Origin of the sequence: Hallella multisaccharivorax DSM 17128, assembly GCF_000218235.1 — a bacterium.
Lineage (GTDB): Bacteria > Bacteroidota > Bacteroidia > Bacteroidales > Bacteroidaceae > Prevotella > Prevotella multisaccharivorax.
Genome location: NZ_GL945017.1, coordinates 917456 through 939143, shown reverse-complemented (window position 1 = coordinate 939143; position 21688 = coordinate 917456). Strand labels below are relative to the sequence as shown.

The window sequence follows — 21688 nt, the reverse complement described above, 5'->3', positions numbered from 1 at the left end:
AATAATGTGTAACTTTGGACATCCACATCGAACACAAAGTTTCATACAACCCACAAGAAAGACGCTTCCGAATGAAGATATCTGTCATTGTCCCCATATACCGTGTAGAGAAATACATCGCACAGTGTGCGCAGACCCTGTTTCGCCAGACTTACAGGGATATAGAATACATTTTTGTTGACGACTGCTCGCCCGATAACAGTGTAAGCATCCTGAAGGATACCGCCTCGAAATACAGCGTAACCTCCTTCCGCATCATCCGCCACGACTGCAACCGTGGCTCAGGAGCCGCACGGCTGACGGGCTTAGCGCATGCTGATGGCGACTTTGTGGCGTTTGTCGACAGCGACGACCTCCTGCCCGAGCATGCTTTTGAGGCCCTCGTCAAACGGCAGGAAGAGACGGGAGCCGACCTCATTGACGGAGCAACAGACAGTTTTGCAAACGACATATTCTATGACCGGCAACAGCCCTACAAAGGAAAGCACTATGTGGAAAAGCTTATCCTGCAGAATGTAGTGCCGCATCATCTCTGGGGACGGCTGATTCGCCGGACCCTCTTCACGCAGCATGACATCCAATTCAGAGAAGGCGTCAACCAGGCCGAAGACTACAGCGTGATTCCACGGCTGGCTTTCCATGCCCGAAGAGCGTGGACCGACGAACTCGTCTATCATTATCGCCAAGACAGAGAAGGCTCTTTTACCGACCATATCAGCCGCCGGCATGTAGCGTCATTCCTTGAAGCCCACCACATAGTGGTGTCATTCTTTAAAGACAAGGGCCGCAACTATCTGTATCCACTGCACGTCGGGCTCATCAATGCCTCCTACCGCGCCGTCAAGGCTGGCATCAGCGAGGAGGATGTCTGTCGCGCACTCGACTACCAGCCAATGGGATTTTTGTTCAAGACCGCAGCTTTCTTTCTCGCCCGACCATCGACAACCGCCCTGGCACGCATAGAATATCTGATCCTGAAACGGTTGTATCTGACGGTAAAGTCATGACTTCCGCTTTCCCATCTTGCTTTTCGCGAAGGCGAGACACTCGTCAAGGATGGCAGCATGGACCAGTTTCATCACCACAAAATAGATAACAGTGGCCACAACAATGCGAGCTATCAGCAGCAAAATATTGCTCACAAGAAAGGACGTGAGCCAATAAGTCACCACCATGGTCAGTGCCGCAGCCAGACAGAAGGGCATAATGTCCATGAAAGTCTCACCGAAAGTCACGCCCGTCAGGCGGTGTGCGATGCCGTGCCACACCACTAACCACAGAATGAGAAAGGCTGAATAGGCACCCACCATGACAACCATCCCAAAGGAATGCAGGGCCACGATAAGCACAATCTGCAATACGATCTGCAGCACATTGCACCACATGTACATGTCGGAGCGCCCGTTGCTGATGGCAAGATTCTGGTATAACGTGTAGAAAGGGAAGAAAGCGCCACTGACACACAGTATCTGCAAGAGCGGCACGCAGCTTTCCCACTTCGGTCCGACGGTCAGCAGAATGAGCTCATGAGCCACCAAGGCCAGTCCCAGCATGGCTGGAAAAGCGAGGAAGGCTGTGAAACGCATCATCTTGCGAAACACCAGACGCTGACGGTCACGCTCATCCACGATGCTCACCATGACCGGTTGAGCGATCTGCCCCACCGTATTGGCAACCAAAGAGTTGGCCATAGTATCCCACTTGAACGCCTGAGAGAAATTACCAACAGCATGCATAGGATAGAGCCTGCCGAAGATGAATGTGAGGATATTGCTGCTCACAGTGTTGATGATCTTGGTGACAAGGATCTTTACCGCAAACGAGAACATCCGTCTGACAGGCCCAAAATCGATACGCAGACTGGCCAAGCGCGGCGTATAATAAAACCGGCAAAGATTGAGAATGGAGATGTAAGCCACCTGCTGCCAGGCAAGGCTCCAATAGGCATAACCGTTGAGAGCCAACGTAATGCCAACCAGTCCGGAGCCCACGAGGGCAATAATGGCACACACAGCCAACTCGCGATTCATCATTTTCTTGATCATATAGGCGTTGCTCGTGATGCCCAGGGAAGCGATGACAAACGACAGGAAGACAAAACGCGACAGCCAAGTCAGACGGGGCTCATGGAAATAAAGAGCGATGAGCGGTGAACAGGCAAACAGAATGAGGTATATCGTCAGGCTTACAAGTACGTTGAACCAGAAGACTGAGTTGTAGTCGTTGCGCGTTGGTTGCTTCAGGTTGACCAGTCCCTGCGTGAACCCGCTGCTCTGCAGGTCGCCGGCGATTGCCGTAAAGATGGTCAGCACACCGACGATGCCATAGTCGGCCGGTGTGAGCAACCTGCCCAGCACAATGCCAAAGACGAGATTCAACACCTGAGTCGTCCCACTATTGAGCGCACCCCATAGTAATCCCGTGGCCGTCTTTTCCTTAAGCGATTCTGACATCTTCTTTCATTATTACGGTGCAAAAGTAATGAAAAAGGTTGTCATTCCTATTTATTATGCTTACTTTTGCGCCAAAAACAAGGAATCTCATGACAGTCACTCCAGAGTTGCAGCCTGAATGGAACCGCATCATTACAGATATCCTACGTGAATTCATCGACATCTGCCAGCAGCAAGGCTACACCTATTATGTCTGTGGCGGCACAGCCATCGGCGCTGTACGCCATCATGGCCTCATCCCCTGGGACGATGACATCGACGTGTTTATGCCACGTCCCGACTACGACAAGTTCTTGACCTTTGCCAAGGACTATCGTTCGGACCGCTACGAACTGCTCACGCCCTATACCACCAAGGACTATCCAATGTATTTTGCCAAGCTCTGCAACAGACAAACCTCGCTGATTGAGAATGCCGATATACCCAGTCTGTGGGGACTTTATATTGATATCTTCCCGCTCGACGGTGCGTCAGCCGACCGCGACGAAGCGGTGCGCGACCAGCATAGGCTCCGCCATGAGATGAACAAGCTGGAGGCCATCTCCACCCACGCCTCTTTTGGCGCCTATTTGTCGCTTTTGAAGGACCCGCATTCGTGGGGACGATTTGTCCGCAAAACCATCGGTTTCATGGCGCGAAAGCCTTACCGCCATTGGATCATCCAGCGCATGGAACGCATCTGCCGTCACTACGACTTCAGCTCATCCGCCAATGTGATGGCTTATTGTGGCAGCTATGGCAATCGTGAAGTGTTTCCCAAACAATGGCTTGAAGGCACGGTGTCAATGCCTTTCGGGCCGCTCACCGTCTGCCTCTTCAGTGGCTACGATGGCTATCTACATCAGCTCTACGGCGACTACATGCAATTGCCGCCAGTGGAGAAGCGTGTCAGCCATCACACAAAAGCCTATTTCAATCTGAAGAGAAGAATCAGCCAAAAGGAGTTCGACGATATTCTGCAACACCGATAGCAGTACGGAGGCGGTCCCGTGGCAGCCCCTAAAGTAATGCCCTGCTGATGATTAGAAGGTTAGGACAGTATTTGTGGTGGCTCACAAGGACCACCCCGCACAAGATTGACAGCTGCTGTGCAGGGGCCGTGCCCTGTGCCGGCCCACAAACAATGTTCCAACCAATGTATTAGACATCCCAACCAAGGGAAAGTGGTCAAGCATTATTTTAGGTGGCCCACAGGGGATTGATGCTCCACTGGTTCATAAAAGCATATTGAGGTCAAGCATTATTTTAGGTGGCCCACAGGGGATCGATGCTCCACTGGTTCATAAAAGCATATTGAGGTCAAGCATTATTTTAGGTGGCCCACAGGGGGCCACCCTGCACCGATACCGTGAGGGTGTGACGCAATCCCTCGTCAAGGGTAAACAAAGGCCTCCATCCTAACTGCTGAATTTTTGATGTATCAAACGTGGCCCGCGTGATGGGCGTAGTGTTTCCACGGCCTATTTCCGACGGGATATCGAGCACCACTCTCCGGCCCGCTATCGTCGCGACCTTCTCGGCCAACTCCCGAATAGTGACATTACTTTCAACGTCGGCCACATTGTAGGCGTTGCTGCGCTTGCCATCAAGCAGAAGCCGGAGAATGGCATGGGCGGCATCGATCACATAAAGCCACGAACGATACTGCCGACCCTCGCTCTTCAGCACAATGTCCTCGCCCCCAACGACATTCCTGATAAACTGTGCATAAACGCGGTTATCGCTCTCGGTAAAGCCCGGTCCATAGGTATGGCACAGCCGCGCTATGACGACATCCTGCCCATACTCCTCCACATAAGCCACACAAAACGTCTCAGCCGCACGCTTTGACGAGGGATAGCAGGCACGCGCCGTAGCACAGTCGACATAGCCGCTACTCTTCTCGTTGAACGGCTCACCGTTACCCTCACCATAGATCTCACCCGAGGAGAGATAAACCATACGCTTCATGCCATGCGTCGTGCCGTACTCCATCAAGTTGCACAGCCCCTGCACGTTGGCCTTCATCACCTCCACCGGATGGCTCTTAAAAGCTGCGGGGCTGGCATTACTGGCCGCGTCGATGATAAAATCAAAGTTTGGGCCGTCGGCTTCAATGGGCTCTGTGATGTCAAGTAAGCCCGCAGAGAACCCTGTCTGGTCAAAGTAATGGCCGAACTTCGCCTCCAGACGTCTGGCGCTCCGGCCCCATGCGCAGACCTCGTAGTCACGACGCGGGTTGGCCATCAGCACGTCGACCACGCAACTGCCGATGAGTCCCGTGGCACCCGCCACGAGAATACGAGTGCCCCGAAGCGCACTCAGGTCCAGTCCGCGGTCATAAAGCGAGCGGACGTCCTTCTGATAGTCGTTTATTTCAGCCATGACTCCGGTTGTATCCTCATCAGCGCCTTGAGAATCTCCAAGTCCTCAACAGTCGTTATCTTGATGTTCTTTTCTGATCCCGGCACAATGTGCATCTCACGTCCACCCAGTTCAGCCATCAGCGTGCACGAGGCCACGGAGTTGGTGATGCCTTTCTTCTTCGCCTCCTCATGGGCCGCAATGATATTGCCTAAGCGGAAGGTCTGTGGGGTCTGCGTGCGCACGAGCTTGTCGCGCGGAATACTCACCGTGGACGAGAAGCCGTCATCGCTCTCCAGGATGGCTTCACGGCACTTGATGCCGGTGATGGCGTATCCGTATTGCTGACACGTGGCGATGTTGTTGGATATGATCTCCTGCGAGAGCAGCGGGCGCACGGCATCGTGCACCAACACCAAGTCGCCATCCTGACAACCTGCCTCGCGAAGCCCGTAGATACCATTGTGAATCGAGTCCTGCCCGTTGCAGCCACCCGAAAAGATCCATTTCAACTTCGTGATGTTGAATTGGTTGGAGTACGACTGCAGCACCGTCTCCCAACCAGCAAGACACACCACCGCAATGGCCTGGATATCAGGATGAGACTGAAAAGCCTTCATCGTGTGAATAATGATCGGACAGTTGTCCACGTGCATAAACTGTTTGGGGATGTCCTGCCCCATCCGGTTGCCAGAACCTCCGGCTATGATCAATGCAATGTTCATGTAAGTGTTTTCGTTTGTTTTATTCCTTTTCCCATTACACCGTAAAGGCAATGCGTCTACGCCGAAGCATAAATGCAATGCCACAGCTTATTTGGCAAAGATAATTATTATCTTCCAATTATTATCTTATAATAATCATCTTATAATAAAGTTTAACGCCACGCGCCTCATGCACGCAGCATGCGCATGGCATTGAGCACGCAGAGTACCATCACGCCCACATCGCCGAAGACAGCCACCGGCATGGCCAGGCTGCCTAACAGTCCTGTAGCCACGAGGACGAGGATGAGCACCTTCACGGCAATGGCAAACGTGGAGTTTTGACGGGCATTGGCGATGGTGCGACGGGCGATACGGATAGCCGTGGCGATCTTAGAAGGCTTGTCGTCCATGAGTACGACATCGGCGGCCTCGATGGCCGCGTCGGATCCGAGCGCACCCATGGCAATACCTACATCAGCGCGAGCCAGCACGGGAGCGTCGTTGATGCCGTCGCCCACAAAGGCGAGAGTCGTGCCCTCCGTTCGCTCATTGAGCAGCCTCTCCACCTCGGTCACCTTATCCTGCGGCATGAGCTCAGCATGGTATTCGTCCAACTTGAGGTGTCCAGCCACCGACCTGGCCACGGCCTCGTGGTCACCCGTGAGCATCACCGTACGCCTCACGCCAAGCCGCTTCAATCCGGCAATGGCCTCGCGACTGTCGTCTTTCACCCTATCGGCGATGATGATGTGCCCTGCATACACTCCATCGACCGCCACATGGATGGTTGTACCTACGATGTCCTTGCATTTCCTGCATTCCGCTACCTTCGCGCCCACCGCTTCCATGAGCCTGTCATTGCCCACACTGACAGCGTGACCGTTGACCGAAGCACGGATGCCCTGGCCGGCAATCTCCTGCACATCCTCAAGACGACAACCGTCGGCAAGGAGGTCACCGCCACGAGGCGTACCGTCATTGTTAAGTGTCAAGTCCTTGAAGGTAGCGCCGTCAAAGGCCGCACGCAGAGCCGAGGCAATGGGATGCGTGCTGTAACTCTCAGCATGAGCGGCAAGATGAAGCAGGTCGTGGGCGTCAAGCGTCTCGGGATGAATGGCGGTGACGGCAAAAACACCCTTGGTCAGCGTGCCCGTCTTATCAAACACCACTGTGGATAGCTTGGCAAGAGCGTCCATGTAGTTACCGCCTTTGATGAGGATACCCTGACGGGAAGCCCCACCAATGCCACCAAAGAAGCTAAGGGGTACGGAGATAACGAGCGCACAAGGACAGCTCACCACCAAGAAGCTCAGGGCACGATAGCCCCAGGTGACCAGCCCCTGTACATAACTGTCGTAGAAGAAAGGCGGCAGAAAGGCCACGGCAAGAGCAAGGAAGACCACTATAGGCGTGTAGACACGTGAGAAGCGACGGATGAACGTCTCACTCTTCGACTTGTTTTCCGACGACTCCTCCACAAGTCGGATGATCTTTGATGCCGTGGAATCGCCAAAGCTCTTCGTCACCCGAATCTTCAACAGTCCGGAGACGTTGACGCATCCGCTCAACGCATCGTCACCGACACTGACGCTCCGCGGCACGCTCTCACCCGTCAGCGCCACGGTATTAAGGCTCGACGAGCCCTCAATGATTTTTCCATCCATAGGCACTTTCTCACCAGGACGGACAACGACCGTCTCACCGACTTTCACATCCTTAGGATCGACAATACTGACCATCCCCTCACGCTCCACGTTGGCTGTGTCAGGGCGGATGTCCATCAGGGCCTTGATGGAATGTTTGCTCTTGTCCTCAGCATAATCTTCGAAGAGCTCGCCCACCTGGAAGAAAAGCATCACAAACACCGCCTCGGGAAACTGCGGCTCGGCACTGGGCAGGAAGCCGATGAGCAGCGCTCCGACGGTGGCCACACACATCAGGAAGTCCTCGTTGAACGGGTTTCGCTCTTTAATACCTTCCTCCACTGCCTCGCCCATCACATCATAAGAGATGAGCAGGTAGGGTATGAGATACACAAGGAGCTGTGCCCAGACAGGCATCATAAACGTTTTCGTCATCATCCATGCAACAAAGAGCAGCACAGCTGCAACAATAATGCGAGTTAAAAGTCTTTTATCCATCTGTCTCTTTCATTAATTTCCGCGGCGAAGTTACAAAATAATCATTGCAACCCAGTTGCAAAAAAGCGCGACTCTGAACAGGCTTCGGTGCCGCCCTATCAGGAAAAGAGTATACGGAAACGCATGAAAGATAGCCCGTCAACGATGATAACAAAGCAAACTTGTGTTAAATATAATGTTAAAATAAGGATTTAATTTTGAACCGAAACCTATTTTTTATAATTTTGCTTCGAAAGGAAATAGGAGACCTATATTTGAAAAAACAACTATGATGGACAAGATATTCAAAGACGAATACGATGTGATTATCATCGGCGGTGGTATTACCGGAGCCGGAACGGCACGGGACTGTGCACGCCGCGGAATGAAAGTCCTTCTCGTCGAGAAACGCGACTTCACCAACGGAGCCACAGGCCGTAACCACGGCCTGCTACACAGTGGTGCCCGCTATGCCGTCACTGACCAAGAGTCGGCGCGCGAGTGCATCAAAGAGAACATGACGCTCCGCCGTGTGGCTCGTCATTGTGTAGAAGAGACCGACGGTCTCTTCATCACGCTGCCTGAAGACAGTCTTGACTATCAGAAGAATTTTGTTGACGCTTGCCGCAGCGCCGGTATCCGTGCTGACATCATCTCCCCCGAAGAGGCCAGGCGCATTGAACCTGCCGTCAACCCCGCGCTCATCGGCGCCGTACGCGTGCCCGATGCCTCCATCGATCCTTTCCGCCTCACCACAGCCAACATCATCGATGCCAAACACCATGGCGCAGAGGTCTTCACCTACGAAGAGGTCATTGGCTTCGTCATAGAGAATGGCGTGATGAAAGGGGTGAAGTTACGCAACAACCGCACAGGTGAGGAGGCCGAGGTCCACTGCCGTCTCGTCATCAACGCTGCCGGTATCTGGGGCCAGCCCGTGGCACAGTTGGCAGGCATCAAGATAAACATGTTCCCCGCCAAGGGCACCCTGCTCGTCTTCGGCCACCGCGTCAACCACATGGTGCTGAACCGCTGCCGCAAGCCCGCCAACGGTGATATTCTCGTCCCCGACGATGCGGTGTGCGTTATCGGCACGACGAGTGACCGTGTGCCGTTCGATCAGATTGACGACATGCGCGCCACACCCGAAGAGGTGGACCTGATGATCCGTGAAGGCATACACCTCGCGCCGAGCCTTGCTACGACACGCATCATCCGTGCCTATGCCGGCGTGCGTCCGTTGGTGGCAGCCGACAATGACCCGTCAGGGCGAAATATCAGCCGTGGCATCGTGTTGCTCGACCATGAGAAACGCGACGGACTGAAAGGGTTCATCACCATCACGGGCGGCAAGATGATGACTTACCGTCTCATGGCAGAGAGAGCCGCCGACCTCGTCTGCGAGAAGCTCGGCATTGACAAGAAATGTGATACGGCCGTAGTGCCGTTGCCCGGGTCGGAGGAGAGCGACAGTGAGATAAAGACGGAGATGCACAACGACATCTTCAGCGACCCCGTGGCATCGACAAGCCGCTTCGCGGAGATAGGCCGCCATGGCACATTCACCAAAGAAATACCTCATGAAACGATAGAGGACCGCGCCCTCGTCTGCGAGTGTGAGGAGGTGAGTGTCGGCGAGGTGAAGTTTGCCATCGACAAGCTCCACGTCCATAATCTCATCAACCTGCGCCGCCGTACACGTATCGGCATGGGTACCTGCCAAAGTGAACTCTGTGCCTGCCGCGCCTCTTGCGTGCTCTGCCAGCTTGGTCATACAGCGCCAAAAGATGCACTTAACGATCTCAGCGCGTTCATACAGGAGCGCTGGAAAGGCATGCGGCCCGTGGCCTGGGGCGACACGCTGAAAGAAAACCAGTTGACACTGAAGATCTATCAAGAACTGTGTGGACTAAACGCTTGACAAAATGAAATTTGATACTATTATAATAGGTGGCGGACTGAGCGGCCTGACGTGCGGTATCGCTCTCGCCAAAGCAAAAGAAGGAAAGAACATCGCCGTGGTCTGTGCCGGCCAGAGCAGCCTGCATTTCAGCTCCGGCTCCTTCGACCTCGTGGGTTATCAAGAAGGAAAGGAAGCCGGCGACCCGCTGGAGGCCCTCCGGCAGCTGCCTGATTCGCATCCTTACCACAAGGTAAGCGACCCCGAATTGCTGGCCGGCGAGGCACGTAAACTCCTCGAAGAAGCCGGCATCAAGATGATGGGCGACAACCACAGAAACCACTATCGCCTCTCGCCCATGGGAAAACTCATTCCCGCGTGGCTGACGATGGACGGGCTGTTTACCGCAGACAGTGCCGAGGAGATGCAGGGCAAGCACATCTGCCTGGTCAATATCACTGGATTTCTCGATTTCCCCGTGCTTTATATCGCCGAGGCGCTGCGGGGGTATGGCGCGGAAGTGAGCTTGTGCACCGTCACCACCCCTCTTCTGGAACGTACTCGGCAGAGTCCGTCGGAAATGCGCGCCACCAATATCGCCAGCTATCTCGTTGACGATGAACACGTGAGGGAGGTAGCAGAGAGATTGAACGGCATGCTCCCCGCAGGGACCGACCTGCTGCTTTTGCCCGCCATCCTGGGCGTTGCCAACGATCACGCTGCCAAACTCTTGCAACAGCTCATGCCCACAACGACCCGTTTCGTAGCCACCATGCCACCTTCCGTGCCCGGTACGCGTGTGCAGACGCTGCTCCGGCAATATTTCCAAAGGCTCGGCGGGACCTTTCTGCCCAACGATACGGTCGTGAAGGGCGAATGGGAAGGGAGGCGGCTCGTGAGGGTCTATACAAAGAATTTGGCAGAGACAGCCCTTGAGGCCGACAATTTCGTCATTGCCGCCGGCTCATTCCTCGGAGGCGGTATGGCGTCCAACTACGACGGCGCCTTCGAGCCCATTTTCCATTTCGATGTAGAAAGCAGCACGAAGAGGCCGGAGTGGTTCGCCGACAATCTCTTTGACCGACAGCCTTACCAGTCTTACGGCGTGAAGACCGACAGCCGGCTCCGGGTACGGAAAGACAATACCCCAGTGGACAATGTTTATGCTATCGGCTCCATCCTCTGTGGCAACGACCCGCGGATGGCAACGTCTACGGGCATCGATCTGCTTACGGCCCTCACTGTGGCATCGTTTATCTCCTCACCTGCCACATCGTCTGTCACATCGTCTGATAAAATAGATAACAGCTATGCAAGATAAGATTCAGCTTTTCAATCTCAGCGTCCACGACTACGAGCAATGTCTGAAGTGCAGCATCTGCACCGTCTATTGCCCAGTCTCCACCGTGGAGCCTGAATATCCCGGCCCCAAGCATGCCGGCCCCGACTTGCTGCGCTATCGGCTGAAAGACCCTGACTTCTTCAACGAGACACTCAAGCTCTGCCTCAACTGCAAACGCTGTGAAGTGACTTGTCCGCACGGTGTCAAGGTCGGCGATATCATCCAGGCGGCCCGCATCGAGTACAGCACCCACTCACCAAGCCTGCGCGACCGCATGCTCGCCAACACCGACTTCGTCGGCTCTATGGCCACACTGGTGGCACCGCTGACCAACTTCTTCCTCGGACTGAAACCTGCCAAGGTGGTGCTCGACAAGGTAATGAGCATTGACCGGCACCGGCAGTTCCCTGCTTATTCAGGGACGAAATTCGAGACATGGTTCCATCGTCATGCCGAGGCTGAACAAGAAAGCTACAGCCGCTTCGTAAGCTATTTCCACGGATGCTACGTCAACTACAACTTCCCGAAACTCGGTCAGGACTTTGTCAAGATCATGAACGCCTGCGGCTATGGCGTCCATCTTTTGGAGAAAGAGAAATGCTGTGGGGTGGCACTCATCGCCAACGGTCTCTCCGGCCAGGCGAAGAAGCAGGGTGAAGTCAATATCTCGTCCATGCAGAAAGCCGTGGAGACGCACAACGAGGCAGTGCTCACCACCAGTTCAACCTGTACTTTCACCATGCGTGATGAATACAAAGACTTGCTGAAGATAGACAACAGCAAAGTGCGCAACCACCTGATGCTCGCCACCCGCTTCCTCTGCCAGAAGATTGACGAGGGCAAGCTCAAGCTCGCCTTCCGCAAGGATTTCCATAAGAAAGTAGCCTACCATACCGCCTGTCACATGGAACGGATGGGGTGGGGCATCTATTCTATCCAGTTGCTGAAGATGATACCGGGGCTCGATCTCACCATCCTTGAGAGTCACTGCTGCGGTATCGCCGGCACCTATGGCTTTAAAAAGGAGAATTATGAGCGCTCACAGAAGATTGGAGCACCGCTCTTCAACCAGATTCGTGAGGTCAACCCCGACAGTGTCGCCACCGACTGTGAGACCTGCAAATGGCAGATTGAGATGTCGGCAGGCTATCCCGTCGATAACCCCATCTCGCTCATTGCCGAGGCGCTCGATGTGGAAGAGACACGTAAGCTTAATGGAAAATAACCATTACTCTGATATTACATCATACTGATTAACAACTTAAAAACTTTAATTACTATGCCAAAATACATTCTTGCGCTCGACCAGGGGACAACCAGCTCACGCGCTATCGTTTTTGACCACAATGGTCAGATCTGCAGCGTTGCTCAGAAAGAATTCACCCAGTACTTCCCTAAGCCGGGCTGGGTGGAGCATAACCCTAATGAAATCTGGTCGTCAGAGGCCTCCGTCATTGCCGAGGCCATCTCGGCCATCGACATCAACGGCCTCGACATCGCTGCTATCGGCATCACCAACCAGCGTGAGACGACCATCGTGTGGGATGTGGATACGGAAGAACCTATCTACAACGCCATCGTCTGGCAGGACCGTCGCACGGCAGAGTTCTGCGACAAGCTGAAAGCCCAGGGGCTTGTTGATAAGGTCCGTGAGAAAACAGGCCTCATCATTGATGCCTATTTCAGCGGCACAAAGATCAAATGGATCCTCGACAACGTACCCGGTGCCCGCGAGCGTGCAGAGAAAGGCAAACTGCGTTTCGGTAATGTCGACTCATGGCTTATCTGGCGCCTCACACGCGGTGAGATTCACTGCACGGATGTGACGAATGCCAGCCGCACCATGTTGTTCAATATCCATACCCTCCGGTGGGATGATGACCTGCTCAAGCTTCTCGACATTCCCCGTAGTATGATGCCGGAGGTGAGGTCCTGCTCAGAGGTCTACGGTCACACGAAGACTACCATCTTCGCTCATGAGGTGCCTATCGCCGGTATCGCCGGTGACCAGCAGAGTGCCCTCTTCGGCCAGATGTGTCTCACGCCGGGATCTATCAAGAACACTTACGGCACAGGATGCTTCGTCATGCTGAACATCGGTGACAAGCCTTTGCTCTCCAAGAACAACCTGCTCACCACCGTGGCGTGGAAGATCGGTGATAAAGTGAAATATGCCCTTGAAGGTTCTATCTATGTGGGCGGCAGCGTCGTTCAGTGGCTGCGCGATGGCCTCGGATTCATCAAGAGCAGTAGTGAGATTGAGGAGCTTGCCTCCTCTGTGCCCGACAGTGGCGGCGTAATCTTCGTACCGGCTCTCACCGGTCTTGCTGCTCCCTATTGGGATCAGTACGCACGCGGCACCATCGTAGGCATCACCCGTGGCACGACACGTGCTCATATCGCCCGTGCAGCTCTCGACGGTATTGCCTTCCAAACTTACGACATTGCTCAGGCTATGGCTAAGGACATGGGTGCTCCGCTGACAGAGTTGAAAGTCGATGGCGGCGCTTCGCGCAACAACCTACTCATGCAGTTCCAGGCTAACCTGCTCGGCATCCCGGTGGTACGTCCGAAGATTACGGAAACAACAGCTCTCGGTGCTGCTTACCTCGCAGGTCTCGCAGTAGGTTTCTGGAAAGATATCGACGAGATTAAGAGTCAGTGGCAGGTGGAGCGCACCTTTGAGCCTGTGCCTGAGAACGACGAGATCAAGGCTGCCAAGAACGGATGGGCTGATGCTATACAGAGAACACTGACACATAAATAAAGACAGAAGCCCCCTGTCCAAGGGGGAGTGGAACTAAACAACAATTATAATATCAACTCTAAAACTAAGGAAAAATGGATCCTGGATTATTGCATAATTGTGCCCTTGAGTTTATCGGTACCCTCGTAATGATTCTGTTAGGCGACGGTGTATGCGCCGGTATGGGTTTGAACAAGTGTAAAGGTAAAGGCGGCGGCTGGGTCGTCATCACCTTGGGCTGGGGTCTCGCTGTCATGGCGGGCGTATTCATCGCCCACGACTCCGGTGCTCATCTGAACCCGGCTGTCAGCTTCGGCCTTGCCGTTGCCGGTATGTTCCCATGGGCTAACGTCATTCCTTATGTCATCGCTCAAATGTTGGGTGCATTCCTCGGTGCCGTACTCGTTTGGATTGTTTATAAAGACCACTTCGACGCTACCGATGATCCCAATGGCAAGCTCACTATCTTCTGCACCATGCCAGCTATCGAGAACAAGCCGCTGAACTTCCTCCAGGAGGCTGTCTGCGCCTTTGTCCTTGTCCTGCTCATTATCTGCATCAGCACTTACACAGGCGGTGTCAACGTCGGTGGTAACAGCGCATGGCCTGTCACGATGGTCATCGTCTCCATCGGTATGTCTCTGGGCAGTGTCACCGGATACGCCATGAATCCTGCCCGTGATCTTGGTCCGCGTATCGCTCACGCTATTCTCCCTATCAAGGGTAAGAGGGACAGTGGCTGGGGCTATAGCTGGGTGCCAATCTTTGGCCCGTTGGCCGGTGCTGCCGTTGCAGCATGGGTTGGAATACTTTTTTCGTTCTGCTGATATTAAGCAATTGTTGAAGACAAAACATGGCTAAGCCATACAAATATCTAACCATTTAACACTTAACATTATGAGGAACTTTATGAAACGATTGACATCAGCATTATGTATGCTGTTCGTCGTAGGGATTCTTGCCTCAGTGGCACAGACCTACAAGTACCAGAAGATTCAGGGCTGGAGCGATGTTACCAACGCTAAGTTAGAGAACTTCATGATCTCTACCATTCCAATGAACATCCGAAAGGTCGCAGTCTTCGACTGCGATGGCACACTGTTAGGGCAGGTTCCCTACTATCTTGCAGAGGAGTCGCTCTACGACTATGCAGAGAAGAACTACAAAGGAAAGACCGACAAGGTATCCAAGGAGAAATACGCCCTTGTGAGCAAGATGATAAACGAGGATGCGATCTCCCGTGAGCGCGACCGTGTGAAATTCCTCTCCGGTCTGACTCCGGAGGAGGCACAGCGCATCGGTGACGACTGTTTCCATGCTAAGTATCAAAATAAGTTTTATCCGCAGATGAAGGCTCTGCTCGCCAACCTTCGCAACTTCGGTTTCGAGACATGGATTATCTCTGCTTCTCCAGAATTGCTGTACCAGCGGTTCTGCGTACAAGAGCTTGGTTTCCAGGAAGATCGCGTTATTGGCGTAAAATCGCCCGTTAGCAGTGACGGTAAAATCACGGATCAGATCACTTTCCCGTCTCCTCAGGACAATGGTAAGGCAGAGTGTGTCTACACCTTTGTAAAGACGCGTCCTCTCTTTGCCGCAGGTAACAGTCGTGGTGATATGGAGATGATGAACACTTCTGTAGGTCTGAAGCTCATGCTCAACCCGGACGATACAAAGCCTAACAAGGATATGAAGAATATGACTGCTAAGAAATACTGGGAACAGGATCCTAACTGCATCATAGAAAACACACGTGATGTTCCCGAGGATGGCATTGACTGGACTTGCAAGAAGTTGGGGGTAAAAACAAATGCTACTACCAACGTTTCTGATCCTGCTGTTGTAACTTACTAAGTTAAGATAATCCTAATTGAACATTGTAGACTGTCTGAAGTAATTTCAGGCAGCTTGCACTTACACATTAAAGAAAATCAGAATATGAAAAATCATAGTATTATATTAGGTATTGCCATTCTTGTGCTGCTTCCAGGGTCTCTTTTTGCCCAGATCAAGCGTTCACAAGACTTCAAGAACAGATACAAGCTTGAAGAGTGTGTCATTCTTAGCCGTCATAGCATCCGTGCCCCGCTTTCCACAAAAGGAAGTCTGCTCGAGCAGGTAACCACCCATGAGTGGACTCCCTGGACAGCCAATGCCAGTGAACTGACATCTCGCGGTGGTGCCTTGGAGAACCAGTTCGGGCTCTATTTCCGCAAATGGGTCGTTGATGCCGGCTTGTTCCTGGAGAACGCCACGCCATCCACAGACGAGCTGAACGTCTATGCCAACAGCATGCAGCGCTGCATTGCAACAGCACATTACTTTATTACTGCATTCCTTCCTGTAGCTAATGTGCAGGTCAACCACCGCTTTACCCCCAGCAAGATGGATCCAATCTTCTTCCCGAGATTGACAAGGATGAGCGAGTCCTTCCGCAAAGAGGCACTCAAGGAGATTGCTGCCATGGGAGGCAAAGAAGGTATCGTCGGGATCAATAAGAGCCTGAAGAAAGCTTATGAAATCACAGCCAACACGCTTGACCTCAAGGATTCTCCTGCCTGCAAGAGCGGTAAGATCTGTGCATTTGACAACTACAATACTGAGATTATCCTTAAGAAAGGTAATGAGCCTAACATGAAAGGTTCTCTCAAAGATGCCAACACATGCTCCGACGCTTTCATCCTTCAGTACTACGAAGAGCCAGATGCCAAGAAGGCTGCCTTCGGCCACAACCTGACCTTGGACGACTGGGTTCAAATCGCTAAGATTAAAGATGTATATGGCGACGTGCTTTTTGCAGCTCCTATCGTAGCCGTCAATGTTGCCCACCCGTTACTTACATATATGTATGACGAACTGAATGCAAGCAACCGCAAGTTCACATTCCTCTGCGGCCATGACTCCAATATCTGCTCCGTACTTAACGCCTTAGGTGTACAGACGTACGAACTACCCAATTCCATTGAGAAAAAGACTCCTATTGGCAGCAAAGTGGTCATTGAGAAGTTCAAAGGTGCTGACGGCAAAGAATACTGCGACTTGAATCTGACATATCAATCTACAGACCAGCTCCGCAACTTGTCTGAGCTTAACCTGGACAACCCGCCCCAAATCTTCCCACTTACCCTTACTGGTCTTCAGAAAAACAGTGATGGCTTGTATCTGCTGAGCGATGTCAACGCACGCTTTATGCAGGCTATCAGAGCTTACGACAAAATCGAAGACAACGAGTAACATTTTATCATTAACACTTAACTTGCATTTTTACGAATATTAGATTATTATTCATGGCAACAGCAGCAACATGTTGTTTTACTGTTGCGTCAGCACAAGACAACTCGGATAAGCTTACCATCAAGACCACAGGCCGTGCACTGTTTGATGCCGCTACCTACGGCCAAAACGACCAATCGAAGGAGCAAGACGGCGAGATGAACGACGGTGTCGGTGTTCGTGACATCCGTATCGGATTGAAGGGTTACTACAAGAATTGGTACTTCCGTGGTGAACTCTCTTACACAAACAACAAGGTTTCCGCAAAGGACATTTTCCTGAGGTACAGCTTCAACAACAACAATAACCTGCAGGTCGGTCACTATACCGTTCCTTTCGGTCTGTCTTCTGCTTACAGCTCCTCAAAGAAGGAGTATATGGATGAGCCAGAAGGCAACGTCTTCCAGGTCGGCCGTCGTATCGGTATCATGCACACCCTCTACAACCACAACTTCTGGGGTGCATACGGTGCCTTCGCTGACAACTCTGCTCTCACGCAAAGTACGGACAAATCTGGCAAGCAGGGCTACACCCTTGCCGGTCGTTTTGTATGGCGTCCTATCATGAACGATGACTATGGTTTCCATGTAGGTTTCAGCGCAAACCACGTAGGTGCCGAGTCAAATTCCCTTAGCCATAGGCATATCGCATACAGCAAAACTTATCTGACATCCGTAGACAAACGTAAAGCTACAAATATCGACGTTTTGGATGCCCGATGGGAGAACAAATTCACCGCCGAGTTCCAGGGAATCTACCGCAACTGGCAGTTGGCCAGTCAGTACTACTGGTCACACATCGGCCGTGATAACGATCAGAGCTATAACACCAACGGCTTCTATGTATCTGCCCGTGGTATCATCGTCAACCCAGCCAACTACAAATATAACTATGCCGGCTCCGGTGTCGACAACCCTTCAGACAAGAACTTGGAGCTGATGCTTGGTTATGGTTTCCTGAATCTGAAAGATGGAGATGCCTTAAGCAAATACAAGACAACCGAAGAGCTTACAGCCGTTGGTCTTGCCAATGCCGCACGCATGTCTGATGTCAGTGCCGGTCTCTCTTTTTTCTGGAACAAATATGTGACGCTTCGTCTGAACTATCACTACATCCACTCACACACGTGGAACCAGCCCGATGCTAAAGTTGTCAACGTGCTTCAAATGCGCGTACAATACATGTTCTGATTTCTGTTAAGTAAAAGCGGGTGCGTGACATCATGTCATTCACCCGCTTCATATTATGAATATCCGCAGTTCCTTTTTGAACCTATAGACAGAGGAGACCTGTCCCCTCCGACAGAGACTGGACATAACTATATTCTGAACAAATGGCAAAATAATTTAAATCACAACAAAACACTTTATCACTATGAAGAAAAACTTATTTGTAAGTATCACCATGCTGTTCATTGGCTTGACAGTGAGCGCCCAGGACTACAAGAAACAGTCGTTCATTCCGGAGGCCGACATGCCAGATGCAGGCATCTATCTGCCGGCACCACCCGACACAGCCTCTTACCAGTTCGATTACGACTTCCGTCAGTATCTATGGGGACGCAAGATGAGAGAGGACAAGGAACGCGCAGCTCAGGCAAAGTTCGATGCGAACTTTGATGTTGATTCCGTCCTTGTCGGCTTCGCACCAGCCTTCGGTATGCTGATTACTCCAGAGAAAGCCCCTGAGACCTACAAGCTCATCTGCATGGTGGGTATCGATGGCAATCACGCCGTTGACCGTGCCAAGGCAAAGTATATGCGCAAGCGTCCGTTCGCACAGTTCCATGAGCACACATTGCAGCCACAGTTCGAAGCAGAGCTGATCAACAACGGTTCTTACCCGTCAGGCCACACCTGCCGTGGATGGATTTTCGGTCTGACACTGACCGAACTAAACCCATCACGTGGCAATGAGATTATGACCCGTGCCTACGAGTATGGACAGAGCCGTGTCATCTGCGGTTATCACTACCAGAGTGACGTTGATGCAGGTCGTCTCTGTGCAAGCGTAGGCTATGCAGCCGTCCACTCTTCAGAGGCTTTCCAGAAGCAGATGGCGAAGGCAAAGAAAGAGATTGCCAAACTGCTGGCAGCAAAGAAATAAATAAGAATGATTATCCACAATCATCTAAATTAACATAGTTTGCACTGTCAACATTGCCCTTGGTATGCATGGATTCTGGCCCTCAGGCTCATGGCATCGTCGCTGGGCATGGAGCCTGTGCAATGAAAGACAAGACGATGGCTGGAAAGGTGCCCCCATGGGTGCATATCCATCAGCGACGTCAAATGCGGTGTTCTTGACACCTGCCATGACATGAAGGAGGAGTTCCTGTAACTCTACCTCAATGAGTTCTGCTACAAGTCCAACCGGAGATATTTCGGATTCCACTTGTCCGACAGAGTGGAATTCTGTATATGTACTTATAGGGTAAGTTTTTGGAATTGAATTTATTGATTTGGATGATTGCGGATATCCATTTTTATAAAAGAACGGTTTTTGAAGTCTCTTACCTTCCTTATCTGAAGGACTGTATAAGGGACACATCGATATTCCGTTCTTTGAACAGGTCGACAATTTGGGGCCTGGAGAAATCGACGGGAGTGACATCAGTAGCGTGGAGGTTAAAGGAACGCAATACCGGTACGTGCGCTTTGTCACAACAGTATTCCCCAACTCCTCAAACAATGAGCATGGCGAAGGCTATGACCCATGGGCAGATTCGGACTCTCATTTCTCATTTACAATTACAGGAGCAACCGGCGAGACACAACTGATGTTTGTCGGTGGCGAACAATGGGGAAGTGGTAAAGGCAAGAACCGGGTGCTTGTCGACAATGTCACGGTTGTCAGAACAAAGAGATAAAAAACAAATAAAAAAACAGATAAATGAAACATCTAACAGTATTTGCCGTCGTGGTTCTTTTTGCCATGACAGTTTCTGCACAGACCAAAATCGTAGCCCATCGTGGCTATTGGGACTGTGCCGGGAGTGCACAAAACTCAGTCACTTCTCTTAAACTTGCCGATAAAATAGGGGTGTATGGCTCAGAGTTTGACGTGCACCTGACTAAGGACAATGTCATCGTCATTCATCATGATCCCACTGCCAAGACACCATCCGGAAAAGAGCTTGATATCCAAACCAGTACCTTGAAGGAACTCAGGAAAGTGAAACTGAAAAACGGAGAGAAGATCCCTACCCTTAATGAGTACCTTGAAACCGGTAAGGATTTGGGATGCAGGCTCGTTCTTGAGATTAAGAAGCAGAAGATGCAGAGTCATGAGGACAGCCTCGTTCGCGAGACAGTAGATATGGTCAAGGCTAAAGGTATGGAGAACCGCATGGTATGGATTTCCTTCAGCGGGAAAGCATGTGAGTTGCTCCGCCTGTTACTGCCCAACGCCAACATACAGTACCTCAATGGAGATTGGGATCCGCAGACAGTCAAAGCAAAAGGTCTCAACGGCATCGACTATAACGAGAAGGTATTGGCATTACATCCGGAATGGATTAAGGAATGTCACGACCTCGGACTCGTCGTCAATGTGTGGACAGTGAATGACCTCAACGATATCGACCAGTTCATCAAAGCCGGCGTAGACATCATCACGACTAACAAACCTGTGGAAGCGCTGAAACTGTCTAAATAATATCTGACTCCGCTATAAAAAGTAGCTTTTAAAGTTCAACATTCCGGCATTACAGGATCTCGGAATCCGATTCTGCCGTTAATTCTAGGTTGATACTTGAAGTCATTTGTAAGGCTTTCGCATCTTTATATGAGCTCTTATAGACCCTAATACAGGATCTTATGAAGATCCACTCGATCTTTGACTTATTTTGCTGTCTGGAGAGACATTTCCGCATCATAAATGAAGAGCCTGTGCATATTAATCCATACACATCGTAATGTTGGTTGAGTACCCTTTTACTTTCTTGCCACCTTTGCTGCGGGTATGCGGCATCTGTGTCATTAGGGCTCTGTATGCTTGTGGATGAGATCCTGGCCTTATCACGCAATACGACATTGCCATCCTTATCTACTTCATACTGCTCATTAAAGACCCTGCGGAGAAGCACCGTTTCCTGGTCTGACTTTGCGTCAAGGAGGTGCTTGATGACGATGCCAAGATCCAGCAAATACTTGCCCATCGTTTCTGTGTCGGTACGATAGACGGTCTTAGCTGCATCCTCGCCAAGGAAGTCACAGGCACGCTGCCGTATCATCTGATCGCTGATCTGTGCTATGTCATCAGCAGTGGCGCTCATGACCAGAGTCTTGTGTATGATTTCGTAGCGAGAGTACCATGCGATGTTACTGCTAATGAGTTTACTGACCATACGTACTACACGACTGGAGACCTTGTAAGCCTTTACCTGTGCAGCAGTGAGTTCCTTGAAGCATTGCCCAAAGAGATTCACATGATCTGCACTCGTATTCTCGTACTCGCATATCTTTGCCCGAAAGAGATAATAGGATACCGGTGAAGGTCACTCATCATCCAAGTTGAAAAGCCCAAGAGCCTTGTGCCATAATAAATTGTAGCGGCAATTCTCGAACAACTGCTCATCAGAGCAACCTGCACCTTCCTTGAGAATGTTCATGGCAACAAGCTGACGAATATGTTTGGTGAGAGCACCAAATACCTTGGTGGTATATAACGGCCGGAAGACTTCCTCTTCTATCCTGGATGTGACATTGTGATAAAACTTACTTTACCACGCCAAATTGTCATCATACTGCTTGCTTTCACGCTTGCACATGAGAGAGGATGGGGTTGAAAAGAGGCCCAATTG

19 protein-coding genes and 1 pseudogene are annotated in these 21688 nt (G+C 51.6%); 14 read left to right on the top strand and 6 right to left on the bottom strand.

Features of this window, described 5'->3' with window-relative positions; all coding sequences use genetic code 11:
* Nucleotides 1–71: 71 nt before the first annotated feature.
* A complete protein-coding gene (locus PREMU_RS04320) occupies nucleotides 72–1007 on the top strand; it encodes a glycosyltransferase family 2 protein (protein ID WP_007573425.1) in 936 nt (311 codons plus the stop codon).
* Here PREMU_RS04320 and PREMU_RS04315 read toward each other — a convergent pair.
* The gene (locus PREMU_RS04315; protein WP_007573424.1) at nucleotides 1002–2453 is read right to left on the bottom strand and encodes a lipopolysaccharide biosynthesis protein; all 1452 of its coding nucleotides are present in this window, start codon (nucleotides 2451–2453) and stop codon (nucleotides 1002–1004) included. The two genes, PREMU_RS04320 and PREMU_RS04315, sit on opposite strands and share 6 nt — an antisense overlap.
* An 89-nt stretch (nucleotides 2454–2542) precedes the next feature.
* On the opposite strand from PREMU_RS04315, the gene PREMU_RS04310 reads away from it, so the two are divergent.
* Entirely contained in the window at nucleotides 2543–3424 is an 882-nt protein-coding gene (locus PREMU_RS04310; protein WP_007573423.1) for a LicD family protein, read from the top strand.
* 340 nt (nucleotides 3425–3764) lie between these two features.
* Here PREMU_RS04310 and PREMU_RS04305 read toward each other — a convergent pair whose 3' ends face one another.
* From PREMU_RS04305 to PREMU_RS04295, 3 genes are all read right to left on the bottom strand, one after another.
* Nucleotides 3765–4817 (bottom strand): NAD-dependent epimerase/dehydratase family protein, encoded by a 1053-nt coding sequence (locus PREMU_RS04305; protein ID WP_007573421.1) that lies wholly within the window; start codon nucleotides 4815–4817, stop codon nucleotides 3765–3767.
* On the bottom strand, nucleotides 4805–5521 hold the full coding sequence (locus tag PREMU_RS04300) for an IspD/TarI family cytidylyltransferase (RefSeq protein ID WP_040557992.1): 717 nt from the start codon (nucleotides 5519–5521) through the stop codon (nucleotides 4805–4807). Before PREMU_RS04300 ends, PREMU_RS04305 begins: the two co-directional genes overlap by 13 nt.
* Before the next feature lie 167 nt (nucleotides 5522–5688).
* Nucleotides 5689–7644, bottom strand: a complete 1956-nt coding sequence (locus PREMU_RS04295; protein ID WP_007573417.1) for a heavy metal translocating P-type ATPase — start codon at nucleotides 7642–7644, stop codon at nucleotides 5689–5691.
* Between the two features lie 271 nt (nucleotides 7645–7915).
* On the opposite strand from PREMU_RS04295, the gene glpA reads away from it, so the two are divergent.
* From glpA to PREMU_RS04240, 12 genes and pseudogenes are all read left to right on the top strand, one after another.
* Entirely contained in the window at nucleotides 7916–9544 is a 1629-nt protein-coding gene (gene glpA, locus PREMU_RS04290) for an anaerobic glycerol-3-phosphate dehydrogenase subunit A (RefSeq protein WP_040557991.1), read from the top strand.
* Between the two features lie 4 nt (nucleotides 9545–9548).
* The gene (gene glpB / locus PREMU_RS04285) at nucleotides 9549–10844 is read left to right on the top strand and encodes a glycerol-3-phosphate dehydrogenase subunit GlpB (protein WP_007573413.1); all 1296 of its coding nucleotides are present in this window, start codon (nucleotides 9549–9551) and stop codon (nucleotides 10842–10844) included.
* Nucleotides 10834–12090, top strand: a complete 1257-nt coding sequence (gene glpC / locus PREMU_RS04280) for an anaerobic glycerol-3-phosphate dehydrogenase subunit GlpC (protein WP_007573411.1) — start codon at nucleotides 10834–10836, stop codon at nucleotides 12088–12090. Before glpB ends, glpC begins: the two co-directional genes overlap by 11 nt.
* Nucleotides 12091–12144: 54 nt before the next feature.
* The gene (glpK, locus tag PREMU_RS04275) at nucleotides 12145–13632 is read left to right on the top strand and encodes a glycerol kinase GlpK (RefSeq protein WP_007573409.1); all 1488 of its coding nucleotides are present in this window, start codon (nucleotides 12145–12147) and stop codon (nucleotides 13630–13632) included.
* A 74-nt stretch (nucleotides 13633–13706) separates the two neighbouring features.
* Complete coding sequence (locus PREMU_RS04270) at nucleotides 13707–14438, top strand: MIP/aquaporin family protein (RefSeq protein ID WP_007573407.1); 732 nt, start codon at nucleotides 13707–13709, stop codon at nucleotides 14436–14438.
* 70 nt (nucleotides 14439–14508) lie between these two features.
* A complete protein-coding gene (locus PREMU_RS04265) occupies nucleotides 14509–15465 on the top strand; it encodes an HAD family hydrolase (RefSeq protein WP_007573405.1) in 957 nt (318 codons plus the stop codon).
* An 84-nt stretch (nucleotides 15466–15549) separates the two neighbouring features.
* A complete protein-coding gene (locus PREMU_RS04260) occupies nucleotides 15550–16845 on the top strand; it encodes a histidine-type phosphatase (protein WP_007573403.1) in 1296 nt (431 codons plus the stop codon).
* A 53-nt stretch (nucleotides 16846–16898) separates the two neighbouring features.
* Nucleotides 16899–18074, top strand: a complete 1176-nt coding sequence (locus PREMU_RS04255; protein ID WP_007573401.1) for a porin — start codon at nucleotides 16899–16901, stop codon at nucleotides 18072–18074.
* Between the two features lie 184 nt (nucleotides 18075–18258).
* Nucleotides 18259–18990: an acid phosphatase gene (locus tag PREMU_RS04250; RefSeq protein WP_007573400.1), complete on the top strand. Its 732-nt coding sequence runs from the start codon at nucleotides 18259–18261 to the stop codon at nucleotides 18988–18990.
* Nucleotides 18991–19079: 89 nt separating this feature from the next.
* Nucleotides 19080–19335 (top strand): annotated as a pseudogene (locus PREMU_RS15540) (IS1595 family transposase); the annotation flags it as partial.
* A 130-nt stretch (nucleotides 19336–19465) separates the two neighbouring features.
* Nucleotides 19466–19753, top strand: coding sequence for a hypothetical protein (locus tag PREMU_RS04245; protein ID WP_040557989.1), 288 nt, complete (start codon nucleotides 19466–19468; stop codon nucleotides 19751–19753).
* Between the two features lie 23 nt (nucleotides 19754–19776).
* On the top strand, nucleotides 19777–20541 hold the full coding sequence (locus PREMU_RS04240; protein WP_007573398.1) for a glycerophosphodiester phosphodiesterase family protein: 765 nt from the start codon (nucleotides 19777–19779) through the stop codon (nucleotides 20539–20541).
* A 49-nt stretch (nucleotides 20542–20590) separates the two neighbouring features.
* Here PREMU_RS04240 and PREMU_RS04235 read toward each other — a convergent pair whose 3' ends face one another.
* Together PREMU_RS04235 and PREMU_RS16055 are read right to left on the bottom strand one after the other, a co-directional pair.
* On the bottom strand, nucleotides 20591–21313 hold the full coding sequence (locus PREMU_RS04235) for a hypothetical protein (RefSeq protein ID WP_040557988.1): 723 nt from the start codon (nucleotides 21311–21313) through the stop codon (nucleotides 20591–20593).
* 69 nt (nucleotides 21314–21382) lie between these two features.
* On the bottom strand, nucleotides 21383–21577 hold the full coding sequence (locus PREMU_RS16055) for a transposase (protein WP_473234634.1): 195 nt from the start codon (nucleotides 21575–21577) through the stop codon (nucleotides 21383–21385).
* Nucleotides 21578–21688: the final 111 nt, after the last annotated feature.

Bases quoted from the DNA above. Each gene is read 5' to 3' on its own strand.
- PREMU_RS04320 (WP_007573425.1), top strand. From the start codon at position 72: ATGAAGATATCTGTCATTGTCCCCATATACCGTGTAGAGAAATACATC.
- PREMU_RS04315 (WP_007573424.1), bottom strand. From the start codon at position 2,453: ATGTCAGAATCGCTTAAGGAAAAGACGGCCACGGGATTACTATGGGGT.
- PREMU_RS04310 (WP_007573423.1), top strand. From the start codon at position 2,543: ATGACAGTCACTCCAGAGTTGCAGCCTGAATGGAACCGCATCATTACA.
- PREMU_RS04305 (WP_007573421.1), bottom strand. From the start codon at position 4,817: ATGGCTGAAATAAACGACTATCAGAAGGACGTCCGCTCGCTTTATGAC.
- PREMU_RS04300 (WP_040557992.1), bottom strand. From the start codon at position 5,521: ATGAACATTGCATTGATCATAGCCGGAGGTTCTGGCAACCGGATGGGG.
- PREMU_RS04295 (WP_007573417.1), bottom strand. From the start codon at position 7,644: ATGGATAAAAGACTTTTAACTCGCATTATTGTTGCAGCTGTGCTGCTC.
- glpA (WP_040557991.1), top strand. From the start codon at position 7,916: ATGGACAAGATATTCAAAGACGAATACGATGTGATTATCATCGGCGGT.
- glpB (WP_007573413.1), top strand. From the start codon at position 9,549: ATGAAATTTGATACTATTATAATAGGTGGCGGACTGAGCGGCCTGACG.
- glpC (WP_007573411.1), top strand. From the start codon at position 10,834: ATGCAAGATAAGATTCAGCTTTTCAATCTCAGCGTCCACGACTACGAG.
- glpK (WP_007573409.1), top strand. From the start codon at position 12,145: ATGCCAAAATACATTCTTGCGCTCGACCAGGGGACAACCAGCTCACGC.
- PREMU_RS04270 (WP_007573407.1), top strand. From the start codon at position 13,707: ATGGATCCTGGATTATTGCATAATTGTGCCCTTGAGTTTATCGGTACC.
- PREMU_RS04265 (WP_007573405.1), top strand. From the start codon at position 14,509: ATGAGGAACTTTATGAAACGATTGACATCAGCATTATGTATGCTGTTC.
- PREMU_RS04260 (WP_007573403.1), top strand. From the start codon at position 15,550: ATGAAAAATCATAGTATTATATTAGGTATTGCCATTCTTGTGCTGCTT.
- PREMU_RS04255 (WP_007573401.1), top strand. From the start codon at position 16,899: ATGGCAACAGCAGCAACATGTTGTTTTACTGTTGCGTCAGCACAAGAC.
- PREMU_RS04250 (WP_007573400.1), top strand. From the start codon at position 18,259: ATGAAGAAAAACTTATTTGTAAGTATCACCATGCTGTTCATTGGCTTG.
- PREMU_RS04240 (WP_007573398.1), top strand. From the start codon at position 19,777: ATGAAACATCTAACAGTATTTGCCGTCGTGGTTCTTTTTGCCATGACA.